This window comes from Dysgonomonas termitidis (assembly GCF_054657735.1).
On record NZ_BAAHYD010000002.1, the window covers coordinates 3,015,747 to 3,038,486 of the forward strand.

Here is a 22,740-nt window from a genome sequence, read left to right on the forward strand (position 1 = left end):
TGTTCAGTTTAGAAGTTAACAGTTAAACCAATAGTAAAATTCTTTTGTATCGGATATACAGCCCCATTCCCCGAAGCCTGCTCCGGATCCCACCATCCGAATTCGTCCCATACACACAGATTATTGCCCAAGAAGTAAATACGTGCATTATCCATCAATAGTTTGCGGGATATTTTCTGGGGGATAGTGTATCCGAAAGTAAGATTTTTCAGACGCAGGTAACGTGCATTACGTAACCAGAATGTAGATGCCCTATTATTGTTGGTGCTATTTCCGTAGGTAAGACGGGGAAAAACAGCGTTTGGATTTTCGGTATCGGCCGTCCCCGATATTTCGCGCGATATCCAACGGTCATACGGGTTTGAAGCAACTTTGAGTATATTGCCCACTTCACCGTCTGCGAAAGGATATACTCCCGATCCGCCTACAAAGAAGTCGCTATTTCCTGCACCTTGGAACAATACGTTGAAATCGAATCCGTTCCATTCAAGGCTAAGACCCATCCCGTAAATCAGGCCCGGTGTAGTTGTATATCCGATAGGAACAATATCGTCATCGTCTATCTTGCCATCCCCGTTCACATCTTTATATTTGATATCTCCCGGTTTTACAGGTCCAAATGTATGTGTGGGACTATTGATAATATCGTTCTCATCTTTGAATAAACCTAACGCTTCCAAGCCTCTGGTCTGGTTCAAGCGGTAGCCCTGAGTCATTTTGTACGGCAGTTCATTGGCCGGTTCGTCATACTCCAATACATTCGTGTTCGTATATGTTACATTACCGCGTATGGTATATGAAACCTTTCCTATTTTATCGGTGAAAGCCATCGTTCCGTCAAATCCTTTATTCTCCATTTTCCCTACGTTGGCCCAAGGCACCTGGCTATCGGTAAGTCCTGTTGTACCGGGTATGTGCTCACGCTTCTTGAAAATATTTCGACGGGTGTCCTTAAAGAAATCGACAGAAAAAGATAGTTTGTTGAAAAAGTCCGCATCTATACCTATATTATGTTTCACTGCTGTTTCCCAAGTCAGGTAAGGGGTACCAATGGTAGATATCTGCACACCATTCATGCCAGTCTGCCCTGTCTCTCCAAAACTATATCCTCCTGTTCCGTTTACGATTGTAATATAAGGGAATCGCGTGTCTCCACTCAACTTGTCGTTACCTACTTGTCCGTACGAATATCTGGCTTTCAATTTAGTGAGCCATTTGAGATTGTTTGCGATAAGCGGCTCGTTAGAAATCAGCCATCCTCCTGCAATCGCAGGAAAGAAGCCGAAACGTTTACCTTTTTCAAAGTTTTCGGAGCCTGTGTATCCAAAGTTAAATTCGAAAAAATAACGATCCAAATATGAGTAAGTCGTTCTACCCGAAAATGCTACATTCCTTTGCGGCACGGCTTTAAAGACATCCTCTCCGGCATCGTTACGTCCATAATCCTGCTGATAGTAGAGTAATAAGCCTCCCACACGGTGATCTTCGCCAAATGTGTTTTCATAGTTAAGATTCATTTCTCCGTAATAACGCCTGTCACCCCACGAGCTTGTACTCTGGGTAAGGGGACTTTCGTCTTGAATCTTTGTTAGTACAAGATTACCTTTGGCATCGCGCTGTGTTGCCCGATAAAGGGTGGGGCTTTTTAGCCTTGATACATGATTTTCGTTATATGCATCGTATGAAAAGCGTGCATAAAAGTTCAATCCTTTGGTAAGGAAACTCAAATCCTGTCTCAAAGCCAGGTTTGTCTCTATTTTGTTGTTCCACGTTTGCTTATATCCCTTTTCGTTTAACAATACATACGGATTGGTCTGATTGCCGGCTCCATAGGTAGGGAATAATCCATTGGAATACAACTTGGGTACCGTTACAGGAGTAAGAGTTGCAAATGAATTGTATATTTCGCCCGAACTTTCATTTCCGGGACTATTCTGAGTTGCTATCCATCCAGAAACCCCTAACTCGATAACAGTAGATGAGGTAATGTTGACATCTATATTGGAACGGAAATTGTATCGTTTATAGTTGCTGTTTGTATCATAGTTTTTCATTTTGGCGGCTTTATACAAGCCATCTTCGTTGTAATATGCTCCTGATATATAGTAACGTGCGGTAGTTCCCCCTCCACTGATATTTAGCATAGCACGGCTACTGGTGGTAGTACTGTTTAATAGCTCATCCTGCCAGTCCATATTCGGATAAAGGTCTTTATCCAATCCATAACCTATAATGGCTATTTCGGAACGTGTATATTTCGGCTCTTCACCTCTGCTCAACCTTGCCTCGTTGGCCATATTGGCATAAGTGGTAGCATCCACATATTTAGGCAGGCGGGATGGGGTAGTGATACCATATTCCAATTTCGCATTGATGTTTACCTTACCTGCAGTACCTTTTTTAGTTGTTATTATTACAACCCCATTAGCGCCTCTATTTCCGTAAATCGCTGTGGCAGAAGCATCCTTCAGTACCGAAAAAGATTCGATATCTTCTACGTTTACTTCATTAAAGTTACGTTCTATCCCGTCTACCAATACCAAAGCAGAAGCATTTGCCCCAAATGTACTGATACCCCGTATCCAGAACTCTGAATAACTTTGTCCGGGCTCTCCACTCAATTGTTGAGCAATGATACCTGCCACATTTCCGGCAAGCGAGTTACTTAAACTTGCTGATGCCGAATTTTTAAGCAAAGGAGTCTCTACTGAAGTAATCGCACCTACTACACTTACTTTTCGCTGGACACCGGAACCCACAACGGTAACTTCCTCTAATGTGGTAGTAGATTCTTTCAATACCACATTGATCTCACTTTTCCCGGATATGGCGATTTCCTGAGTTTCGAATCCCATGAATGAAAAAACAAGGACATCATTTGTTCCGGCTTTAATTTTATAATTACCATCAACGTCAGCAGAAGTACCCAAGCCCGGTTGATTCTTAACCACAATTATTGCTCCTGTCAGGGGTTCTTTGTTTTCGTCAGTTATTTTTCCCATAACTGTCAGTTCTCGTTGGGCATTCATATTAACGGCAAACGCCAGAATGCTTATCAATAGTAAAGCTTTTTTTATAAAAGTGTTTTTCATATTATGTGTTATCCATTTTAGATTAGTATTCTGAATATCAATCATATTTGATCATACGAATGCGATGATTCCCCCTGTCAGCCACATAAACTGTACCTTCTTTGTCAACTGCCACCCCCATAGGCTCTTTGAATCTTGCCTGCGATGGCTTTCCGTCTATATAACCCGACCGTTCCGGTACTCCCGCAAAAGTAGAAACTACACCATCAGGGGTAATTTTACGGATAACATGATTAAATTCAGCTACATAAAGATTACCATCCTCATCGACAGCTCCCTGGAAAGGCACTCTGAATTGTGCCGCAGTGCCTACTCCATCAGCATATCCGGCAGAGAATTGTGTACCTGCAAATACAGTTGGATTTTCAAGCCCTTTTGTAGTAAAGTTGTAAATTGACTTGTAAATAGCATTTGTGTCCGCACCCATAAGATAGAGAATCTTTCCGTCGGGTGTGAATGTCATACTGATAAAGTTATCGCCGCCGAGTGTTGTTACAAGGGTGGATGTTTTGGTCTCGAAGTCATATCTATAAACACTTCCTCCCGGTTTGCATGCATAAAAGAGTGTACCATCTACAGGATTTACTGCAACGTCTGATGCCTGCTTTTGCTTTATTAAGGATCTAGCATTCATAAAACCATTGTCACGTGTAGTTGTAAACAGACCGATTCCGTTATCATCCCACACCTCATTAGTAATATATAGAGTGTTATAGTCGGCCGAAAAATCAAGCATCACAGCATTGGACATCCCTCCAGAGCCACGGAAAGGAGAAGTTACCTCATTTCTGCTCTGTGATATAACCCGCAGCCCTCTACCCTCCTCTATCAGATAGAGATCACCCTCATTGTCAACTGTTAAGGTACGAGGCATTACAAGCCACGCATCTTCGAGCGTACCGTTTATAACTTCGCTGCTTCCATCATTTTTGGTATGTCCGCAAAGAGTAGATACTACTTGCGAAAACCGGTATTCGAAATTATTAGGAAAAGTGTGGGCTTGTTTTTCATTATCTTTGCCTATCGTTACTTCTACAGGCCCTACATCTGCTCTCCGGGGGACTACTGCGTATATAACGGTTTCATTGACTCCGATCACTGCCGCATTTTTGCCATTGACCGATACTCTGACCAACGATGTGTCTATCCCGAAATTGGAGCCTCTGATAATCAGTTGGGTTCCAACACCTCCACTATCGGGAAAAAACTCCTCACATACGATTGGCATTTTAGGATCATATGCCAATCCTATATTTTCATTTTCTTTACAATTTTGAAAAAAGATTGGGATCAGGAAGGTGAAAAAGACACCAATCTTAAATAATAAATCAGATTTTTTTTTCATGTTATTAAATTTAAATTTTAGAATAGCGGTAACCATCAAATTTTCCCTAATCGTTATCTATAAGATCATTACAAAATAAGAATATGTTTCCCCGGCACTAATCAAACGTTTGCTTACCTCTGTAAAGAATCAACACCGCAAATGTAACTATATTTTTTTATAATGCAAATAATATGTAAATAAAATACAAACACAATGAAAACAATTTTCAAAGAAACAGAATAAGAATACATAAAATATAAGACGATCCTGATTACAAATGGAAAAATAAAATATGTAACAAACTATTTACATTCCAGAAGCGCATTTCTGATTAATTAAGAAATAATTGTTAACTTTGTTTTTCAATTAAGGAAAATGTGATGAGTATTAAATGGAGCTACAAAACAATATATGATGTATTAAAGAACGAGATAATAAACAATGTATATCCGTTCGAGTCTTACCTTCCTACCGAATCGGTGTTGGCCGAAAAATACTCTGTTTCGCGACCAACAATAGCCAAGGTATACAACACCTTGCAGGATGAGGGATATGTGGTAAAAAGACCGGGGATGGGCACCACGGTGATCTACAAAACACAAAAAGACATCCCTTTATTTGGCCTTTTACTGCCCGGAGCGGGAGAATCAGAGATATTTTCGATCATAAACGAACGTTTTCTCAACCAATCTAAAAAAGGACTGTTCAACTGCCTGTGGGAGGGCACCACTACGAGTAATGCTGAACTACGAAGAGATCTTATAGAAAAATGCACTATGGATTACATCAACCAGCATGTCGACGGCATATTTTTCGCACCTTTGGAAAGGATCAGGGATGCTGAAAAATTTAACAAGGAAATCTGTAAGAAATTGGAGGATGCAGGAATCCCTATAGTACTTATAGACAGGGATATCCTGGATTTCCCATTGCGAAGTCGCTTCGATCTGGTTTGTCTTGACAATTTTCATGCCGGATATATCATGGCTCAGCATTTAATAAAAGCAGGTTGTGAAAAAATTTACTTTTTCTCCAGACCTGATTCAGCGAACTCTGTCAATATGCGTTTTTATGGCGTTTCGGCGGCTATGCAGGACAGTGATTTGCAGTTTACTAAAAGCAATATTGTAATGGGTAACCCCGAAGATACAGAGTTAGTAAAGTCATTAAAAATAATACCTCGAAAAACAGGTATTATATGCGCTAACGACTCAACTGCTGCCGTATTAATGTCATCGATAGATGGCTTGGGAATCAAAATAACTTCTGATGTTCTTGTCGCAGGATATGACGACATGAAATACGCCGATCACCTGAAATATCCTCTTACATCTTTCCGGCAACCTTGTACAAATATAACAGATGTGGCGATAGATATGATGTTCTTGCGCCTCAAAAATCCTAGCCCGAAAGCGTTGACCGTGAATTTGGAAGGAACATTGCTAGCCAGAGAATCAAGCAGGTTCATATAAAAAAGACAAAAAAAATTGTATATTATCCTTCAACACCCCATATTCCTAACTTGTTTTAGATAAGTCGGTTATGCATGTACAGCCGGTATTCAGGCGTAAATCTTATTTAATAGATATCCTTCCATCATAGCCCATGGTCCACTTTTAAAGGAAAAATATCCTATTCTTACATTAAATCTTATTCTCTCCCGGTTATTCTTATGAAGTCTGAATATTGTACATATACCAAATTCGGATTGCAACCGCATTTTTCCATAAGACACAATAAAATGTTAACGCTTTTACAACAACCTTGTAAAGTTTTTGTAACAAATATTATTTCCCTTTGTATAAAATAAATCATTAATAACATTACTTTATATCGGCACTTATACTAAAAAAGAAAATCGGAAAAGCCAGCCAGGTCCAGAGCTGTATATCCGGTTTTCTTTTTATGTATATGCCGGATGGTTCCGGAGAGAACCATCTGGACAAGTTAAACGAATCCATTGAATATGAAATAAATATAGACTTATTTTATGAAAAAAACGATACTGTTACTTATCTTGCTTACCACTCTTTCCCATACCACAATATATGCATGGGGAAAAAGCGGTCACAGAATAATTGCACAGATTGCAGAACAAAATCTGAGCAGGAAGTCTTACATGAAAATTAAGAAATTATTAAATGGCTATCCGATGGCATATTCATCCGACTGGGCAGATCAAATACGGTCGGATACCACCGGCATATGGAAACATACATATGTATGGCATTATATCAATATCCCGTCTGATTTGGACAGATTGGAGTTCGGGAAAGCTATAAAAGCCGTTAAACAGGAAAATATATATAGTGAAATTCCAAAACTGGAAGCGATACTGAAAAACAAGAAAGCCTCTACAGAAGACAGGCGTATAGCACTCAACTTTATTATACACCTTGTGGGCGACCTGCATCAGCCCATGCATATAGGGCGGGAAGAAGATTTGGGTGGCAACAGAATTACCGTAAAATGGTTCAGGGAAAACAGTAATATACATGCAATATGGGATTCTAATCTAATTGATTTTGAGCAATACAGCTATATTGAATATGCATCTATACTGGGCAACATTTCTAAATCACAACAAAAGCTGATACAGGAGGGTAATCTTTCCGACTGGCTTTTCGAAACATACCGGTTAACTAACGAGATATATTCTTCTGTTCAGAGTGGCGATGAATTATCTTATGGCTATTCATACAAATATAAACACATAGTAGAGTTACAGTTACAACGTGCCGGAATCAGGCTTGCCCTTATTCTTAATAGTTGTTTTTAATCTTAAACATAGTACATATGAGTATTAAAATCAGGCTCATAATAATGAATTTCCTGCAATTCTTTATTTGGGGATCGTGGCTCACCACATTAGGGGTATATCTGGGTAATTCTTTGGGGTTTACAGGCAGCCAGACAGCCAGCATATTTGCTACAATGGGTATTGCGGCTGTTATAATGCCGGCCATTATAGGGGTAATTGCTGATAAATGGATCAATGCAGAACGCTTGTTGTGTATACTGCATATCGGAGGCAGTATTGTTCTATTCCTTTTATCCGGGACAACAGTTTTCGAACATTTTTTCTGGCTTATGCTTTTATATAATTCCATGTACATGAGCACATTAGGACTAGCCAGCAGCCTTTCATATAATACACTGAAATTCAATGGGCTGGACATTGTCAAATCTTTTCCGCCAATCAGGGTATGGGGTACTATCGGCTTTATCGGCGCAATGTGGATGGTTGACATATGCCGGTGGACAACTTCGAAACAACAAATATATCTGACAAGTGCGGCATCTTTATTATATGGTATTTATGCGCTCTCATTACCAAAATACCGAAGGGAACACTCATCGGAAAATATTTCCATAAAAAATATATTTGGTATAGATGCCCTGCATTTATTCAAGGAAAGGCAAATGGCAATATTTTTTATCTTTTCTATGTTGATCGGTTCCGCCCTGCAAATAACAAACACATTCGGACAGCCCTTTCTAACGGACTTTTCTTTAGTGGGCACTTATTCGGATTCATTTACTGTCAGGCATCCCGGTATATTGACTTCCGTATCGCAGATATCGGAGGCCTTATTTATACTTGCCATACCTTTCTTTTTGAGGAAGTATGGTATTAAAACAGTAATGTTGATGAGTATTGCAGGATGGATGCTTCGCTTCGGCCTTTTTGGTATAGGAGATCCCGGAGGCGGTTTTATCTTTCTCATTCTCTCCATGATTGTATATGGGCTGGCTTTCGATTTTTTTCAGATTTCAGGTTCCCTTTTTATCGAACAGCAGGTAAATCCTACGATCCGGATAAGTGCACAGGGAATTTTTATTTTCATGACTAATGGTATCGGCACTATAATAGGGACTAAACTGAGCGGATGGGTAGTAGATTATTTCACTGATATGAACGGATATCGTAGTTGGGAAAACATCTGGTTTGTCTTTGCCGGATATGCACTTGTTTTAGGAATATTGTTTTTGATATTATTTAATCCAAAAAAATCAATATAGGATTATTACACGGCTTTAACATCTGTTTAAATTACAACTTTACAAAAACGTAACTTTTAGTTAGGCACAAAGAAACTCTTTTCCTATTGCTTTGTGCCGAACTAAAATAGGCAAACTATATGAAAAGAATTATTTTATTATTGTTAATCATTTCAGGTATAAATTACTTTGCATCTGCTCAGGTCACCACATCATCGATAAGTGGCAAAATAACAGATTCAAACAATGAAGCCATTATTGGAGCTACGGTTCAGGTTGTTCATGAACCATCAGGAACGTTCTACGGTGGTGCTACAAATACAGACGGGCGTTATACTATCCAGGGTATGCGTGCCGGAGGCCCTTATATGATCAAAATATCATATGTAGGATATGAGACGGCCGTATTTTCCCAAATCACTCTAAAATTAGGAGAAACAGCTAATATTTCAACGCTCCTGAAGGAATCAACCCAATCCTTAAATGAAGTGGTAGTGATCGGGAAATCAGGTGTCGCTGCAAATAAAACAGGGGCAGCAACAAGTATGAATGCTGATGAAATCACCCGTATGCCTTCTATCACACATGGTATTGCCGATGTTATCCGCATGAATCCACAGGTGAATATAAGTAATACAGGAGCAATGTCCTTTGCCGGGATCAACAACCGTTACAATAGTTTTCAGATAGACGGGGCGATGAATAATGATGTTTTTGGCCTTACAAGTAACGGCTCCAATGGCGGGCAGGCGGGAACTCAGCCCGTATCTATGGAAACAATCGAACAAATCCAGATAAACATCGCACCTTTTGATGTACGCCAATCGGGATTTACAGGTGGTGCCATCAATGCCATTACAAAATCGGGAACTAATACTTTCCACGGGTCAGCCTATGGCTTTGGCAACAATCAAAATCTAATAGGTAAAAAATATACGCTGATGAACGGCCAGACCAGCGAAAAATACGACAAGCAATCGGAATATCAGACCGGAATTACCCTTGGAGGGCCTATTATTAAAAACAAACTATTCTTTTTTGCCAATTATGAGAAAGCAAACAAAGAATATCCCAATGCATATGGCTTAGGCGATCCTGCTTCGAAAATCAGTGCAACCGATGCACAAAGAATAATGAATACAATAAAGGAGATGGCCGAAGCACAAGGGGTAACCTATAATGGAGAATTCAGTAGCTCTGATGTGTACACAAAGTCGGATAAAGCAGGTGCCAGATTGGACTGGAACATTAATGACAAACATAAAGCTGCTTTTCGCTGGAGTCTCGTTTCCGCAAAACAATTGAATAGTGTGAGTTCTGCATCAAATCTGAATACTTCCGATTATAGTTATGATTTTGTGTCTAAAACCAATACATTCGTTGCAGAATTACAAAGTCGTTTCTCAGATAATATAAGTAATGAATTCCGTACATCATATGTTCGTGCACGTGACCGGCGCGACCCGGGATCTCCGTTTCCGATGATTCAGATTTCAAATGTAGGAGACGGTACGTTAAATATAGGTAATGAACGGTCTTCTATGGCCAACTCACTCGATCAGGACATATGGTCTTTTACAGATAACCTTACATTATATAAAGGTAATCATACCCTGACATTCGGTACCCACAATGAGTTCTATAATTTTGCCAACCTCTTCATTCAGGATGCTTACGGCACCTATTATTTTAGTAGTGTAGACGATTTCTATGCAGGTAAAATCCGTCAGTACCGATTCTCTCAGGCAAATGTAGATGTAACGGGCGATCCTTTATGGAAAGCAGCATTCGGAGCCGGACAATTAGGCTTATACGCTCAAGATAAATGGAATGTGACGGATAAACTCGACCTGACTTTAGGCCTTCGTATGGATATCCCTTTATTTTTTGATACTCCTGCCGAGAATGCCGGATTTAATGAATATGCGGCTTCTAAAAGCTGGGGATTCAAAACAAACCAGAAATTAAGCAGTTCCCCGATGTTTTCTCCACGTTTGGGTTTCCGCTGGAATGCAGGTGAAGATAACAAATATGTTCTCAGAGGAGGGGTTGGTATTTTTACGGGACGTATTCCTTTTGTATGGTTAAGTAATAATTTCTCTAATACAGGTATCCAGTTATCTACATACAATACTACTTCCGCAGGTAATTTGTCTTTGATTCTCGATCCAAACAGGCAACGGGAAAATACAGATAAATTGACTGCCGCAGGTAGCCAGACTATCAATGTATTCAGTGATGATTTCAAATTTGCTCAGAATCTTCGTCTAAACTTAGGCCTGGATTTTGAATTGGGTGGTATCGACTGGACTGCTGAAGCCATCTATTCTAAAACGCTGAATGATATTCTTTACCAGAATCTGGCTTACGATGTGAATGGAAAAACTCTGGGTGAAACCGTTTCAGGTCTGGAATTCGATCAGCGTCCAATGTTTGGAAGAGTAACTACGGGAACCGACTATGCATATATTTATGCCCTGTCGAATACAAGTAAGGGTTATTCTTACAATTTATCTCTGAAAGGTGAAAAGAAGTTTGACTTCGGGTTGGACCTGATGGCTTCTTATACATTCACGCGTTCCAAGTCTTTGAATAGCGGTACTTCTTCCGTAGCACAATCGAATTGGGCTTATAACTATACACGAGGTAATTCCAACGATCCTGAACTGGGATTCTCAGCCTTTAATATCCCTCACCGTATCAATGCCTCAATATTTTACCATAAAGAATACGGTAATACCGGCTGTAACTCATGGACAACTACTGTAGGCCTCATTTATACAGGTTCATCGGGGGCTCCTTACTCAATATATTATAACGGTGACTTGAACGGCGATAGCTCAAATGGCAACGACCTGATTTTTATACCTACCAATGCTCAGATCGACCAAATGCCGTTCCTGTCTACAACTGCTTATTCTGCCGATCAGCAGAAGGCCAATATGAAAGCCTGGATTGCAAATGATCCTTATCTGAGTAAACACCAGGGCTCATATTATGAGCGTTATGCGGACAATGAGGATTTTGAACATCACTTTGACTTCCACATTGCACAGAAACTCAATTTCAATGTATGCAACAAAGTTCATTCGCTTGAGCTTTCATTCGATATGTTGAATATAGGGAATATGCTGAATAAAAAATGGGGACGCTACGCATCTGCCGGAGGATCGTCCACTTATTACAGCCCTGTCAACTTCAGTAATGGCCAGTTCCAGTTCTTACACGATGCTGATTTCAACATGCGCTCATATAGTGATTACTATTCTCGCTGGAGAGGTCAGGTTGGACTAAAATATATCTTCTAAACTTACTCTCTTTTCATACATCACTTTATTCGGGCATTGCTTACAAAATTGCAATGTCCGATTTTTTATATATAGTATCCGGGTTCATAATCCGTGTCTTCCTCATTATCCTGATAAACAGGGGTGATGATTTGCATCTAGAAACACCATAACCTTTGTTAATAATAATAAAACAATATTGATAAAAAATCTTAATAAGCATACTCTACCTTCGTTGCGTGTGAGGTAAGCTATATCGATATTATATTTCATCACTACACTAGCTAAAAGTAATTATTTGTATTTGTTTAATGTCTAAATTAAAATCAATGAAAATTTTGGTGAAGAAACTTTTTTTTGCCTGCTGTTTAATTTTGTATTTCGTGTACCCATCAAAACAGCTGTATGCTGCATCCTATGATAGGGAAAATGAATTACTCAAATCAGAGGCAATCAGTTCTATTATTGTAGAAAAAGAGAATAGTAAGACACAAAGCCGCAGGGTAGTAAGAGGGCTTATATTAGATTCTACGAACGAGCCTATAATAGGCGCTTCCATTTCAGTAAAAGGTACGACATTCGGTGCTCTGACCGATGTAGATGGTAAATTTACTCTTCAGGTTCCGGAAGAAGGAGAAATTTTAGTTGTTTCTTTTATAGGCTATAAACAACAAGAAATAACATTAGGGAATGAAACATATCTTAAAATCATACTGCAACCTGACTCCAAGACTTTAGATGATGTAATCATTGTCGGGTATGGTGTTCAGAAAAAAGTTAACCTGACCGGAGCTGTAGATCAAATAACCAGCGAAGTATTTGAAAATCGCTCTGTACCGAATGTTACCCAAGCCTTGCAAGGTGCGATCCCAAATCTGAATATTCAGTTGACAGATGGCAAGCCAACCCGTTCTGCCAGTTATAACGTACGTGGTACCACATCCATAGGACAGGGGGGAAACGCCCTGATCTTGATAGATGGAGTAGAAGGTGATCCTTCGATGCTTAATCCGAATGATATAGCCAGTGTAACTGTACTAAAAGATGCCGCTTCGGCAGCAATCTATGGCGCACGCGGTACATTTGGGGTGGTACTGATCACAACTAAAGAACCTGCAAAAGATAAAACATCCATTACATATTCCGGTAGCTTTTCTATACAAAAGCCTGTCACTGTACCAGACTTTGTTACAGATGGATACGAATATGCTTCACATTTCTATGAAGCTTATCATGCGTGGAACAACTATTCTGCCGATCCTAAGAATATCAATAAATCCCAAGAGTTTTCACTTGGATGGTTGGAAGAGTTCAGAAAAAGAAAGGAACAGGGCACCACCGGTCAGGTTACCGTAGATGCCAATGGCAAATATATTTATTACGGTAACGAAGATTATTATGATGCCCTCTACAAGAAGAATACTTATGCTCAGGATCATAATTTATCTATAACCGGAAATAATGGGAAACTGAATTATTACCTATCAGGACGTTTCTATGGTTATGGAGGTCTGTTCAAATATAATACTGACGATTATAAAATGATGAACCTGCGTGCAAAAGGTTCGATACAGGTATATGATTGGTTAAAAATAGAGAATAATATGGACTTCTCTAATATGGATTACCACAATCCCATCAATGTAGGAGAAGGTGGTTCTATCTGGCGTAATATTTCTGACGAAGGACACCCCTCCTCCCCCATTTTCAATCCCGATGGCAGCCTTACATTCTCTGCCGCATATTCTATTGGAGACTTTATCTATGGAAAGAATGGAATTGATACTAATAACCGGATTTTAAAGAATACTACCGGATTCACAGCTTCTTTTCTGGAAAACAAGGTTCATATCAAAGGAGACTTCACATTCCGCAATACCGATAATAATCAAACACAACGCCGTGTGCCTGTTCCATATAGCATCAATGACGGTGAAATAAGGGAGCTTAGTACTCAGTATAATGACCTGAAAGAAAGCAGCATGCGAACAGAATACCTTGCTACCAATATTTATACCGATTACGAAGACACTTTCAACAGCCTGCATTATTTTAAAGGGATGATAGGGTATAACTACGAGCAATCAAGATATAAAAGCACTAATGTTCAGCGTAATGGGTTGTTGCTTAGCGATCTGGAAAATATAAATCTGGCCTTAGGTGATGCCATTACAACTTCTGGTGGGTATAACAAATGGCGTGTAGCCGGAGGGTTCTTCCGCCTCAACTATGCATTCAACAGCCGTTACTTATTGGAAGTAAACGGACGTTACGATGGGTCGTCCAAGTTTCCTAACGAAGAACAATGGGCGTTCTTTCCTTCAGTTTCGGGAGGATGGCGTATATCGGAAGAACCATTCTGGAAAGTAAACCGTAGTATTCTTTCGGATATTAAAGTGCGTGCCTCCTATGGTTCGCTGGGTAATGGTAATATCTCTCCTTACAGTTATCTCGAACTATTGTCTATCAAGACATCAGACCGAGTATTAAACGGGCTTAAAAACAAATATACCAATGCCCCGGATGTGTTACCTGACGGACTAACCTGGGAAACGGCAACAACAACAGACGCAGGGTTAGATTTTAGTATGCTAAACAGCAGACTCAGCTTTTCGGGCGACTATTATGTCCGCAAGACAAAAGATATGTACACTGTAGGAAAAACTTTACCCGATGTTTTCGGAGCCACTTCACCGAAAGGTAACTATGCCGACCTGACGACTAAAGGATGGGAAATAACACTGACATGGCAAGATCAGTTCATGCTGCGTGGTAAGCCTTTCAACTACAATATACGTGGTACGTTGTCCGATTATATATCTACAATAGACCGATATAACAACGCCACAGGAGATCTCAACGACTATTATGTAAATAAGCGAGTCGGAGAGATTTGGGGATATGTGACGGAAGGTTTGTTTTCCGATCAGGCAGATATAGACAACCATGCTGACCAGACGCTGATACAATCGTCATCTAAACGTATAACCTATCCCGGGGATGTGAAAATAAAGGATCTCAATAACGATAACGTTATAGACTATGGAAACAATACGGTTGACGACCATGGCGACAAAAAGGTTATCGGAAACATGCTTCCCCGCTATTCGTACAGTTTCAATATCGCTGCAGATTGGAATAACTTCTTCTTTTCGGCATTTTTCCAAGGTGTAGGAAAGCAGGACTGGTATCCCAGTTCTGAAAGTATTTTCTGGGGACAATATAATCGTCCTTACAATAATTTACCTCAGTGGCATATGGGCAACTACTGGACAGAAGATAATAAAGATGCCTATTTGCCGCGTTATGCAGGGTATAATAATTCTTTGAAAGAAACTCCCCAGACCCGCTATTTGCAGAATGTAGCCTATATCCGTTTGAAAAACTTGCAGATCGGATATACTATACCCAAACAAATAGTAACAAAAGCCAAAATACAAAATATGCGTGTATATGCTTCTGCCGAAAATATATGGAACTGGTCTCCTCTTTACAAACACACAAAAGATCTGGATGTAACAAATATATATGGTTCCGACCCCGATCTTACCGACGCCGATATGTCATCGGGCCTGAACGGAAAACGTGGCAGCGGAGATGGAAACAGCTATCCGCTAATGAAGAGTTTTAGCTTAGGTTTGTCTATTACATTTTAATAAAAACTATCAATGAACAATATGAAACGAATTATATATTTTTCGATAAGTATCTGTCTACTGTTTCTTTCTTCCTGCTCTTTAGATGAAATGCCGCAGGATTCAGTAACCAAAGAAACAATATTCGGCACAGAGAAAGGATTGCAAACATATTCTTACTCTTTCTACAATATGCTCCCGTCCGTTGCAGACGGATTCAGGCAGGATGCAATGAGCGATTATGGTGCCGTTACCAGTTTTGATAACTTTATACGTGAAGGAGCTTATTCGGCCGAACTTAGCTCGGGCTGGTCATGGTCAGATCTACGCAATATAAATTATTTTATTGCAAACTGTAACAGCGAAGCAATAGACGAATCTGTAAGAAACCACTATATAGGTTTGGCCCGTTTCTTTCGTGCTTACTTCTATTACACCAAAATTGTACGCTTCGGTGATGTGCCGTGGATAGACCGACCATTGACCATCGATGACGAATTACTTTATGCAGGCCGGGATTCACGTACAGTGGTAATGGATCATGTTCTGGAAGATCTCAATTATGCATGTGAAAACATTTCCCTTGCCAAGGATAATACAGGTTCATTAGTTACAAAATGGGTTGCATACGCGTTGAAATCGCGTATTTGCTTGTTTGAAGCCTCATTTCGCCGCTATCATACAGATCTGGGCCTGACCAATACAGTGGATAAATGGTATACGGAAGTAATCAGTGCATCCGAAGTTTTAATGAACGAAAGCGATTATACAATTTATACGGGAGCGGGTGAAGATGCATCGTTCCGGGCTTTATTTATAAACGATAAACCGGTTACATCTGAAGTTATGCTTGCCAGTTGTGCTGATGCAGGATTAGCTATTTTAGGCCAGGCAAACTGGTGGTGGACATCGGGAACATATGGAGCACGCTTTAGTATGATACGTACCTTTGTAAATACGTTTCTTAATATAGATGGTACACCTTATACAGACCGTGCAGGATACGAAACTATGCAGTTTTACGAAGAATGTCAGAATAGGGATAAAAGGCTAGCCCAGACAATCCGTACACCCGGTTATAAGAGAGACGGAGCCCTTGTTCCGCCCAATTTCAATGGGTATTCTTATACCGGCTATCAACCGATAAAATATACTCTCGATGCTTCGAAATATGATGCCGGAGCTTTGAATACCAATGCAATACCATTGTTTCGTTATGCTGAGGTATTACTTAATTATGCCGAAGCTAAAGCTGAATTGGGGACTCTTACGGATGCTGATTGGACAAACACCGTAGGGAAATTGCGCACACGTGCAGGTATTACAGGAGGTGTAAATAATAAACCGACCAAAGTAGATACATATTTCCAGGAAAACTACTTCCCGGATATATCCGACCCCGTAATCCTCGAAATACGCCGCGAGCGTTCTATCGAACTGGCATTGGAAGGATTTCGTTTTACAGATCTTAAACGATGGAAATGTGGCGAACTGATGACCATGCGTTGGACAGGAATATATGTACCGGCTTTGAATGTACAAATGGATCTTGACCACAATGGTACTATGGATGTTATCTTCTATAAGGGAGAAAAACCATCAGGCTTACCAGCCAGTTGTACGCCGGTTTCCGTAGGAGACGGTACACAGCAAGGTTTGACCGGATCTACTTCTGGCAATCTTACCTGGTCAGATGCAGACCCTCGTATCTGGTATAGCAACGGACGTCAATATTATTATCCAATACCACAGTCGGCTATCAATAAAAATAAGAATCTGAAACAAAATCCCGGCTGGGAATAATTAAAAAAAGAATATGAAAACAAGAATATTATTGTACCTGTTTGCTGTCCTATCAGCAATTTCAATGCCATCACGAGCAATGGATGGGATCACAGACAACAAGAACGAATTGATTATTGCTACTTTCAACCTCCGGATGGATACTCCGAACGACGGCGTAAATGCCTGGCCCAATCGTAAAGAAATGGTGAAGGGACTGATAATGTTCCACGATTTCGATATATTTGGAACTCAGGAAGGCTTTAAGCATATGCTGGATGATATTGCAGAATTAGATGGTTATGTCTATATCGGAGCCGGACGTGATGACGGTAAAGACGGAGGCGAGCACTCTGCTATCTTTTATAAGAGAGATCGCTTCGAACTGTTGGATAACGGTAACTTCTGGCTTTCCGAAACTCCGGATGTTCCGGGAAAAGGGTGGGATGCAACATGCTGCAACCGCATTTGCTCTTGGGGTAAGTTCAGGGATAAGAACAATGAAAAAGAATTCTATTTTTTCAATGTTCATTATGACCATCAGGGAAAGATTGCCCGTCAGGAATCATCCAAACTCTTGTTGGCACGGATCAGGCAAATAGCAGGAAATAAGAGCAGTATATTTGTTACAGGTGATTTTAATGCTGTGCCAACGGACGCACCGGTCCTTATATTATCTAATGATAAGCTATTGAAAGATTCATATACAATCAGCGAATACCCGTGTTACGGAACCGTAGGTACCTCTAATGGCTTCAAGATAGATATTGAAGCAAAAAACCGTATAGATTATATATGGGTAACCCCTGATATTAAGGTGAAGAGATACGGTGTGCTGAACGATATGCAAAACGGGCGCTTTCCTTCAGATCATTTTCCTGTACTTATTCAGGCGGAATATTAGAGATCACAGGCTTTTCGTAGTCTGTGAACCGGGAAAGATATAAAGAAACAGCTTTCAACCTATAGATTTGAAAGCTGTTATCTTTTACTCTGATATCTTTCAGGACTAACTAACTTTGCGCAGCAGCCAGCCTTTATAATTATATCATCATTTTATTCACTGAAAATCAGCAGGAAAAAATATTCCGGCAGGGAAATGGGTATAATTCTGGTAATTATTACTTAGCACCGGCTCTGTACCCTCCAGATCGAATACACTTATATTATTGATAAGAAAATCCCATCCATAGGCTTTTATTGTATTCAAATATACTTTTCCGGTCCTCGGATGTACAGCAATATTATTATATACAATATTTGCATTGGTAACGAATGTTTTTGCATTTACCATCTCTTTCGATTCTCCGGTACTAAAGATATGACGATATATTGTAGTCGAGGCATTGCTATAATAAAGTGTGTCACCTTTTGCTGTAATACCCGGTGTAGCTCCTGCTCCTGCTCCAACTTTACCGATAGTTATCTCGTTCGTCTTTATTGTAGAATAGTTACTGCTGCTCACTTTTGATATCTTATTCGGAGACCCAGTTGTAGACACCCATAGATTACCGTCCTTCGATTTGATTACGCCACTGATGGCCGCACCCATGTCAATTGTTTGGGTCACATTCGTCTTTCCTTTCTCCAGTACGACCAGCTTGCTGCCAATGGAAGCAAAAACTTTATTGTCTGCCACAGCCATTCTGTTCTTCTTAGCGCCTGTTGTTCCGGTAATCAATGTCAATTCTTTTGTTTTACTATTGAATAAATGAACGCCATAATTATCCCTTATAAAGATATTTTCATCATCAAGTACAGCAATATGAGTCGGCCAGTTCAGATTAGAAAGTTCATCATTATAAGAAGCTTCCTTTTTTAAAGTTTCACTGTTAGCTACGACTAACATGCCATCATTTTCGAAACCAGTTCCTATTGGATTTTTTCTTCCATTTTGAGAAATTATATACATTTTCCCATTCTGAATAAACAAGTCTTGTGTAACATTACCAAGTTCTGTTCCATTTGAGCTGTTATAAACACGATCATATAATTGGCCTTCAGGGGATATATAAATTAACGAGCCGTTTTCTGTGGTCATATTCCCTTCATTCAGAATGAAGACACCATCAACGGCAGAATAGCCTTTACCCGCAATACTAACTTTTACTACAGCTAAATAAGTTAGTCCGTTTTTGTCTATACCCTGCAATTTAAGCTCACCTATACCATATCCGCTTTGTGCGGCTACAACATTTACATATTTGTCCGGTATATGGATATTTGTTGTCCATCCCTCCGGTTTCGAAATGACTTCCATCGATTGAATATTAGCAAACTTTATTCTCAACCTTTGAGCCTGTCCTGCATTAAAGACAGCCGAAGTAACTTCAAAGGACAGGAATGTGCCTTGTGATTTGGGTATAACAATAGATGTACCATCAGCGAGAATAAATGTAACTGTATCTTCATTTTCTTCTATTTCTTTGAAGAAAGAATCTCCTTGCGCTTTTACCAAGTCGCCATTCGCATCCTCGATCCGGGTTCCATCTATCGTCCAGTATCCTTCAGAATCGATCGTTACCTTTGGACTTTCTCCATTTTTACCGGAAACAGGTAGTTTATTACCATCTTTATCGGTCAGAAAATCTGTTTGTTTATCGGTTATTATTGTCCAATAATATATACCGTCTGATTCTTTTATTCCAACAACCGGAGCTTTTTCCCCATTCAGCACTTCAATTGAGGTAGCATCATTAAAGGTTATTTTATATCCTTTATTATCACTCAATGCTTCAACGGTGGTAATAACTTTCCCTTTGTTTAAGGCATCCACAATCGTTTCAAGGGATGACACCTGATTCTTTAAGGACTCAACCTCTGTTTTGATTTTGTCAATCTCCCCTCTAAGATAAGAGTCGTCATAGTCTTCACTACAGCTGAATAAAACTATACAACTCATTAGAATAAATAAGTAATTTACTGCTTTTTTCATTTTTGTATTTAAAATAGTTTAAAATTAGTCTGGCAATGCTGCCGAGAATTTACTTCCTAACTGATTTCCTTCCCATTGGCTCATATCATCAAGGAAAGACCAGCCATCCCAACTGCCATTGATGAGTTTACGGCTTGATGCACCCCAGCTTGAGTATCCCCATGCGGCTGCCAACGAATCTTTGGTCCAATAACTCCAGTATCCATTATACCATCCTGCACACCAGTGATCAGCTGCGTCTGAATATGTCCAGCTATCATAATTGTAAGCATTTGTAGTCACTATCCCGTTTACCGGATATATAGGATTATTGGTTTCATTGTTATAAATGAGATAGTGGCTGCCTGATTTATTGATATTATACCCCAATCCGGCAATAGTATAACCCATAGACCCAGTCATATGAGTTAGGAAGATAAGCCTTGGGTCCGCCTTTACAATTTCCCTGAGCATGTCAATACCATACGCATCTCCATTCCATTTGTACCCCCAGACTAAAGCATCGGGTGTTTTACCATCATGCCATTCTATAACCAATGCTGCTTTATTCGTACCTGTTCCCACCCAGAATTTTACATCATCCATTGTGAAATCCGGATCTCCCCCATTTGAAGTATCTGCTGATTTGGTTAAATACGCTGATTCAATACCCCTAATTGTCGATTTTGATAAATCATAAGGTTGTCCTTGTACAGTAAATGTATTTTCTTTTGCACCCGACACATTTGAGTTATCCATAATTACATTTTCTTCCGAACAAGAAAAAAGTGTTATTAAGGAAATCAGAATTAGATAAGAGAATAATTTTTTCATAAGTTTTACTTTTTGTTAACAAGATTAATTAATTACGATTACTCGTCTATAGTATTTATACTTTTTCCTGACATATGCAGATCCTCCCCTCGTTCAACTTCGGTAGAGCACTCTCCAAGCCACCCATTTTCCTGGTTTATTCCGTTGTATATTTTCACAAAGTCAATACCTGGCAGATCAGCCTTGTTTCCATTTTTATCTATCGCCCAGTCAATATCAATGCCCGAATTATCATCCAGATTCGGATAATTATCCACATATCCGTATCTGAAAGCATATAAAACAAAATAGGTGCTAGCCTCATTAATACCGGGAACATATTTCCCTTCATTTATTCCATTCTCTGGCAATCGTATCCCCTTAAAAGTCATCTGATTTTCCTTGATCCATGCCGGATAATAGGTTTGCTGATGGTAAACATTCTTTACTTTATATCCACTATTGTTCTTATTATCTTTCCATCGGATATATTTTTCGATTGTCATATATGCGTTTGGATTATCAGGCTCACCAATTATTTCCGGATCTTCTTTCGCCGGTTTATAATATGTCATCTCATAGTCACGGTAAACTTTAGTATCATTCTTATTTTCTTTTGCATAAGAAAACCAAGGCTCATTATCAGCAGAAAAGTTACTGCTACCCTTAATTTCGTACCATTCATCCTCATCAGGTTTTCCGTTTTTGTTTTTATCATATGCGACCATGATAATACCGGGTTCGCAACTTCCGCCAAAAGGAGCTCCCGGACGCCCGTAATTGGCGCCAAAGGCATTTCCGTTAATTCTGAAATCACGTTTTCCCGGAACATTTATAATCGTATGGTCAAATCCAACTGTAACATATCCCCCCCATCCTCCAAGGGTAATCATCCAGGCATCTTCTCCAACCAGCCATTCGTTTGCTTTCCTTACCATATCTGCATGTGTATCACCTTCTGTATATTCGGGTAATTTATTAACAAATTGACCCGGGGCGGGGAGATAGTCAAAGACTTTGGATATATAAGAACTTAATTGTTTCTCCGTTTTTTTTACTGTAATCTTTATTACGCTTTTTATTTCTCCATCTGTCACATGTAAATTATATTCTCCCATTTTAGCTGCAACGAACATTGCTGTTTTAGAATTTGCAGAAGAAAGCCTGTACAAATCGGACGGAGCATCCAGAACTTCCCATTTTACGTTTTCTACATTGGTTAAGTATGCCGGGGCTTCAAGTGAAAGAATAGTATATACCGGAGTCTCAACTTTGATACTCTCTCCGTTTACTATTATTATAATCTCTTTTTCAGTTGTACCTTTTTTATTCGTTACATTCAAAATCAACTTATATTTTCCGGACTCTAAGGTCTTAAATACATAGTCTTTGGTATCTGCCACTGCCCTACTCTCCAGTAACCATGAATACGTCACTTCGCTATCGCTAACTATCGAGGGAGATAAGTTCAGTTCTGTACCCGCATCAACTACATATTTCTCATCCAAATTTGTAATAACAGGAGGGGAATCTCTTTTCACGACAGTAATTTCAATTTCTTTTTGCACGCTTCCTCCTGCATTTGTAACATTTAGCACAAGTTTATAGCTTCCCGCTACCCTTTCTTTAAAGGTGTAATTTAATGTATTCGCTACTTCCTGACCATCCAAAAGCCACCTATAGTTCTCCGGATTACCATTTGTAATAACAGGCTTCAGATCAAGGGCATCTCCTTCCAGTACAGTATATTTATCTTCCAGTCCGGAGATCGCTGGTGCTAGAACGTCCTCGTCACTACTGTCGGAACATGCTGACAGAAAGGCGAACAGGAACAACACATAAATCAATAAGTGTTTATTATTCATAATATGAGAATTTAGTTTTGTCA

At 39.6% G+C, this 22,740-nt stretch carries 12 protein-coding genes; 7 read left to right on the forward strand and 5 right to left on the reverse strand.

Translation table 11 applies throughout. From position 1 onward, the window contains the following. Nucleotides 1–8: 8 nt before the first annotated feature. Both ACYQ3L_RS16455 and ACYQ3L_RS16460 read right to left on the reverse strand, forming a co-directional pair. A complete protein-coding gene (locus ACYQ3L_RS16455; protein WP_379995278.1) occupies nucleotides 9–3,092 on the reverse strand; it encodes a SusC/RagA family TonB-linked outer membrane protein in 3,084 nt (1,027 codons plus the stop codon). Between the two features lie 37 nt (nucleotides 3,093–3,129). Continuing rightward, entirely contained in the window at nucleotides 3,130–4,437 is a 1,308-nt protein-coding gene (locus tag ACYQ3L_RS16460; RefSeq protein WP_379995280.1) for an SMP-30/gluconolactonase/LRE family protein, read from the reverse strand. A 362-nt stretch (nucleotides 4,438–4,799) separates the two neighbouring features. Here ACYQ3L_RS16460 and ACYQ3L_RS16465 point away from each other — a divergent pair, with 362 nt between their 5' ends. The 7 genes from ACYQ3L_RS16465 (at nucleotide 4,800) to ACYQ3L_RS16495 (ending at nucleotide 18,029) form a co-directional block, all read left to right on the forward strand. Continuing rightward, nucleotides 4,800–5,891: a GntR family transcriptional regulator gene (locus ACYQ3L_RS16465; RefSeq protein WP_379995282.1), complete on the forward strand. Its 1,092-nt coding sequence runs from the start codon at nucleotides 4,800–4,802 to the stop codon at nucleotides 5,889–5,891. Nucleotides 5,892–6,409: 518 nt separating this feature from the next. Further along, on the forward strand, nucleotides 6,410–7,198 hold the full coding sequence (locus ACYQ3L_RS16470) for a S1/P1 nuclease (RefSeq protein ID WP_379995284.1): 789 nt from the start codon (nucleotides 6,410–6,412) through the stop codon (nucleotides 7,196–7,198). 17 nt (nucleotides 7,199–7,215) lie between these two features. Continuing rightward, nucleotides 7,216–8,442, forward strand: a complete 1,227-nt coding sequence (locus tag ACYQ3L_RS16475) for a nucleoside permease (protein ID WP_379995286.1) — start codon at nucleotides 7,216–7,218, stop codon at nucleotides 8,440–8,442. Nucleotides 8,443–8,561: 119 nt separating this feature from the next. Further along, the gene (locus tag ACYQ3L_RS16480; protein WP_379995287.1) at nucleotides 8,562–11,729 is read left to right on the forward strand and encodes a TonB-dependent receptor; all 3,168 of its coding nucleotides are present in this window, start codon (nucleotides 8,562–8,564) and stop codon (nucleotides 11,727–11,729) included. A 362-nt stretch (nucleotides 11,730–12,091) separates the two neighbouring features. Beyond that, entirely contained in the window at nucleotides 12,092–15,364 is a 3,273-nt protein-coding gene (locus ACYQ3L_RS16485) for a SusC/RagA family TonB-linked outer membrane protein (RefSeq protein ID WP_379995289.1), read from the forward strand. Between the two features lie 21 nt (nucleotides 15,365–15,385). Further along, nucleotides 15,386–17,146 (forward strand): RagB/SusD family nutrient uptake outer membrane protein, encoded by a 1,761-nt coding sequence (locus ACYQ3L_RS16490; protein ID WP_379995291.1) that lies wholly within the window; start codon nucleotides 15,386–15,388, stop codon nucleotides 17,144–17,146. A 13-nt stretch (nucleotides 17,147–17,159) separates the two neighbouring features. Continuing rightward, nucleotides 17,160–18,029: an endonuclease/exonuclease/phosphatase family protein gene (locus ACYQ3L_RS16495; protein WP_379995293.1), complete on the forward strand. Its 870-nt coding sequence runs from the start codon at nucleotides 17,160–17,162 to the stop codon at nucleotides 18,027–18,029. Between the two features lie 156 nt (nucleotides 18,030–18,185). Here ACYQ3L_RS16495 and ACYQ3L_RS16500 read toward each other — a convergent pair whose 3' ends face one another. Genes ACYQ3L_RS16500 through ACYQ3L_RS16510 form a run of 3 tightly spaced genes read right to left on the reverse strand, consistent with a single transcriptional unit; the run spans nucleotide 18,186 to nucleotide 22,717 of the window. Then, nucleotides 18,186–20,060 carry a DUF5074 domain-containing protein gene (locus tag ACYQ3L_RS16500; RefSeq protein WP_379995295.1) on the reverse strand — a complete coding sequence of 625 codons (1,875 nt, stop codon included), beginning with the start codon at nucleotides 20,058–20,060 and terminating at the stop codon, nucleotides 18,186–18,188. 24 nt (nucleotides 20,061–20,084) lie between these two features. Next, on the reverse strand, nucleotides 20,085–20,873 hold the full coding sequence (locus ACYQ3L_RS16505; RefSeq protein ID WP_379995297.1) for a hypothetical protein: 789 nt from the start codon (nucleotides 20,871–20,873) through the stop codon (nucleotides 20,085–20,087). A gap of 38 nt (nucleotides 20,874–20,911) precedes the next feature. Beyond that, a complete protein-coding gene (locus ACYQ3L_RS16510) occupies nucleotides 20,912–22,717 on the reverse strand; it encodes a PKD-like domain-containing protein (RefSeq protein WP_379995300.1) in 1,806 nt (601 codons plus the stop codon). Nucleotides 22,718–22,740 lie beyond the last annotated feature (23 nt).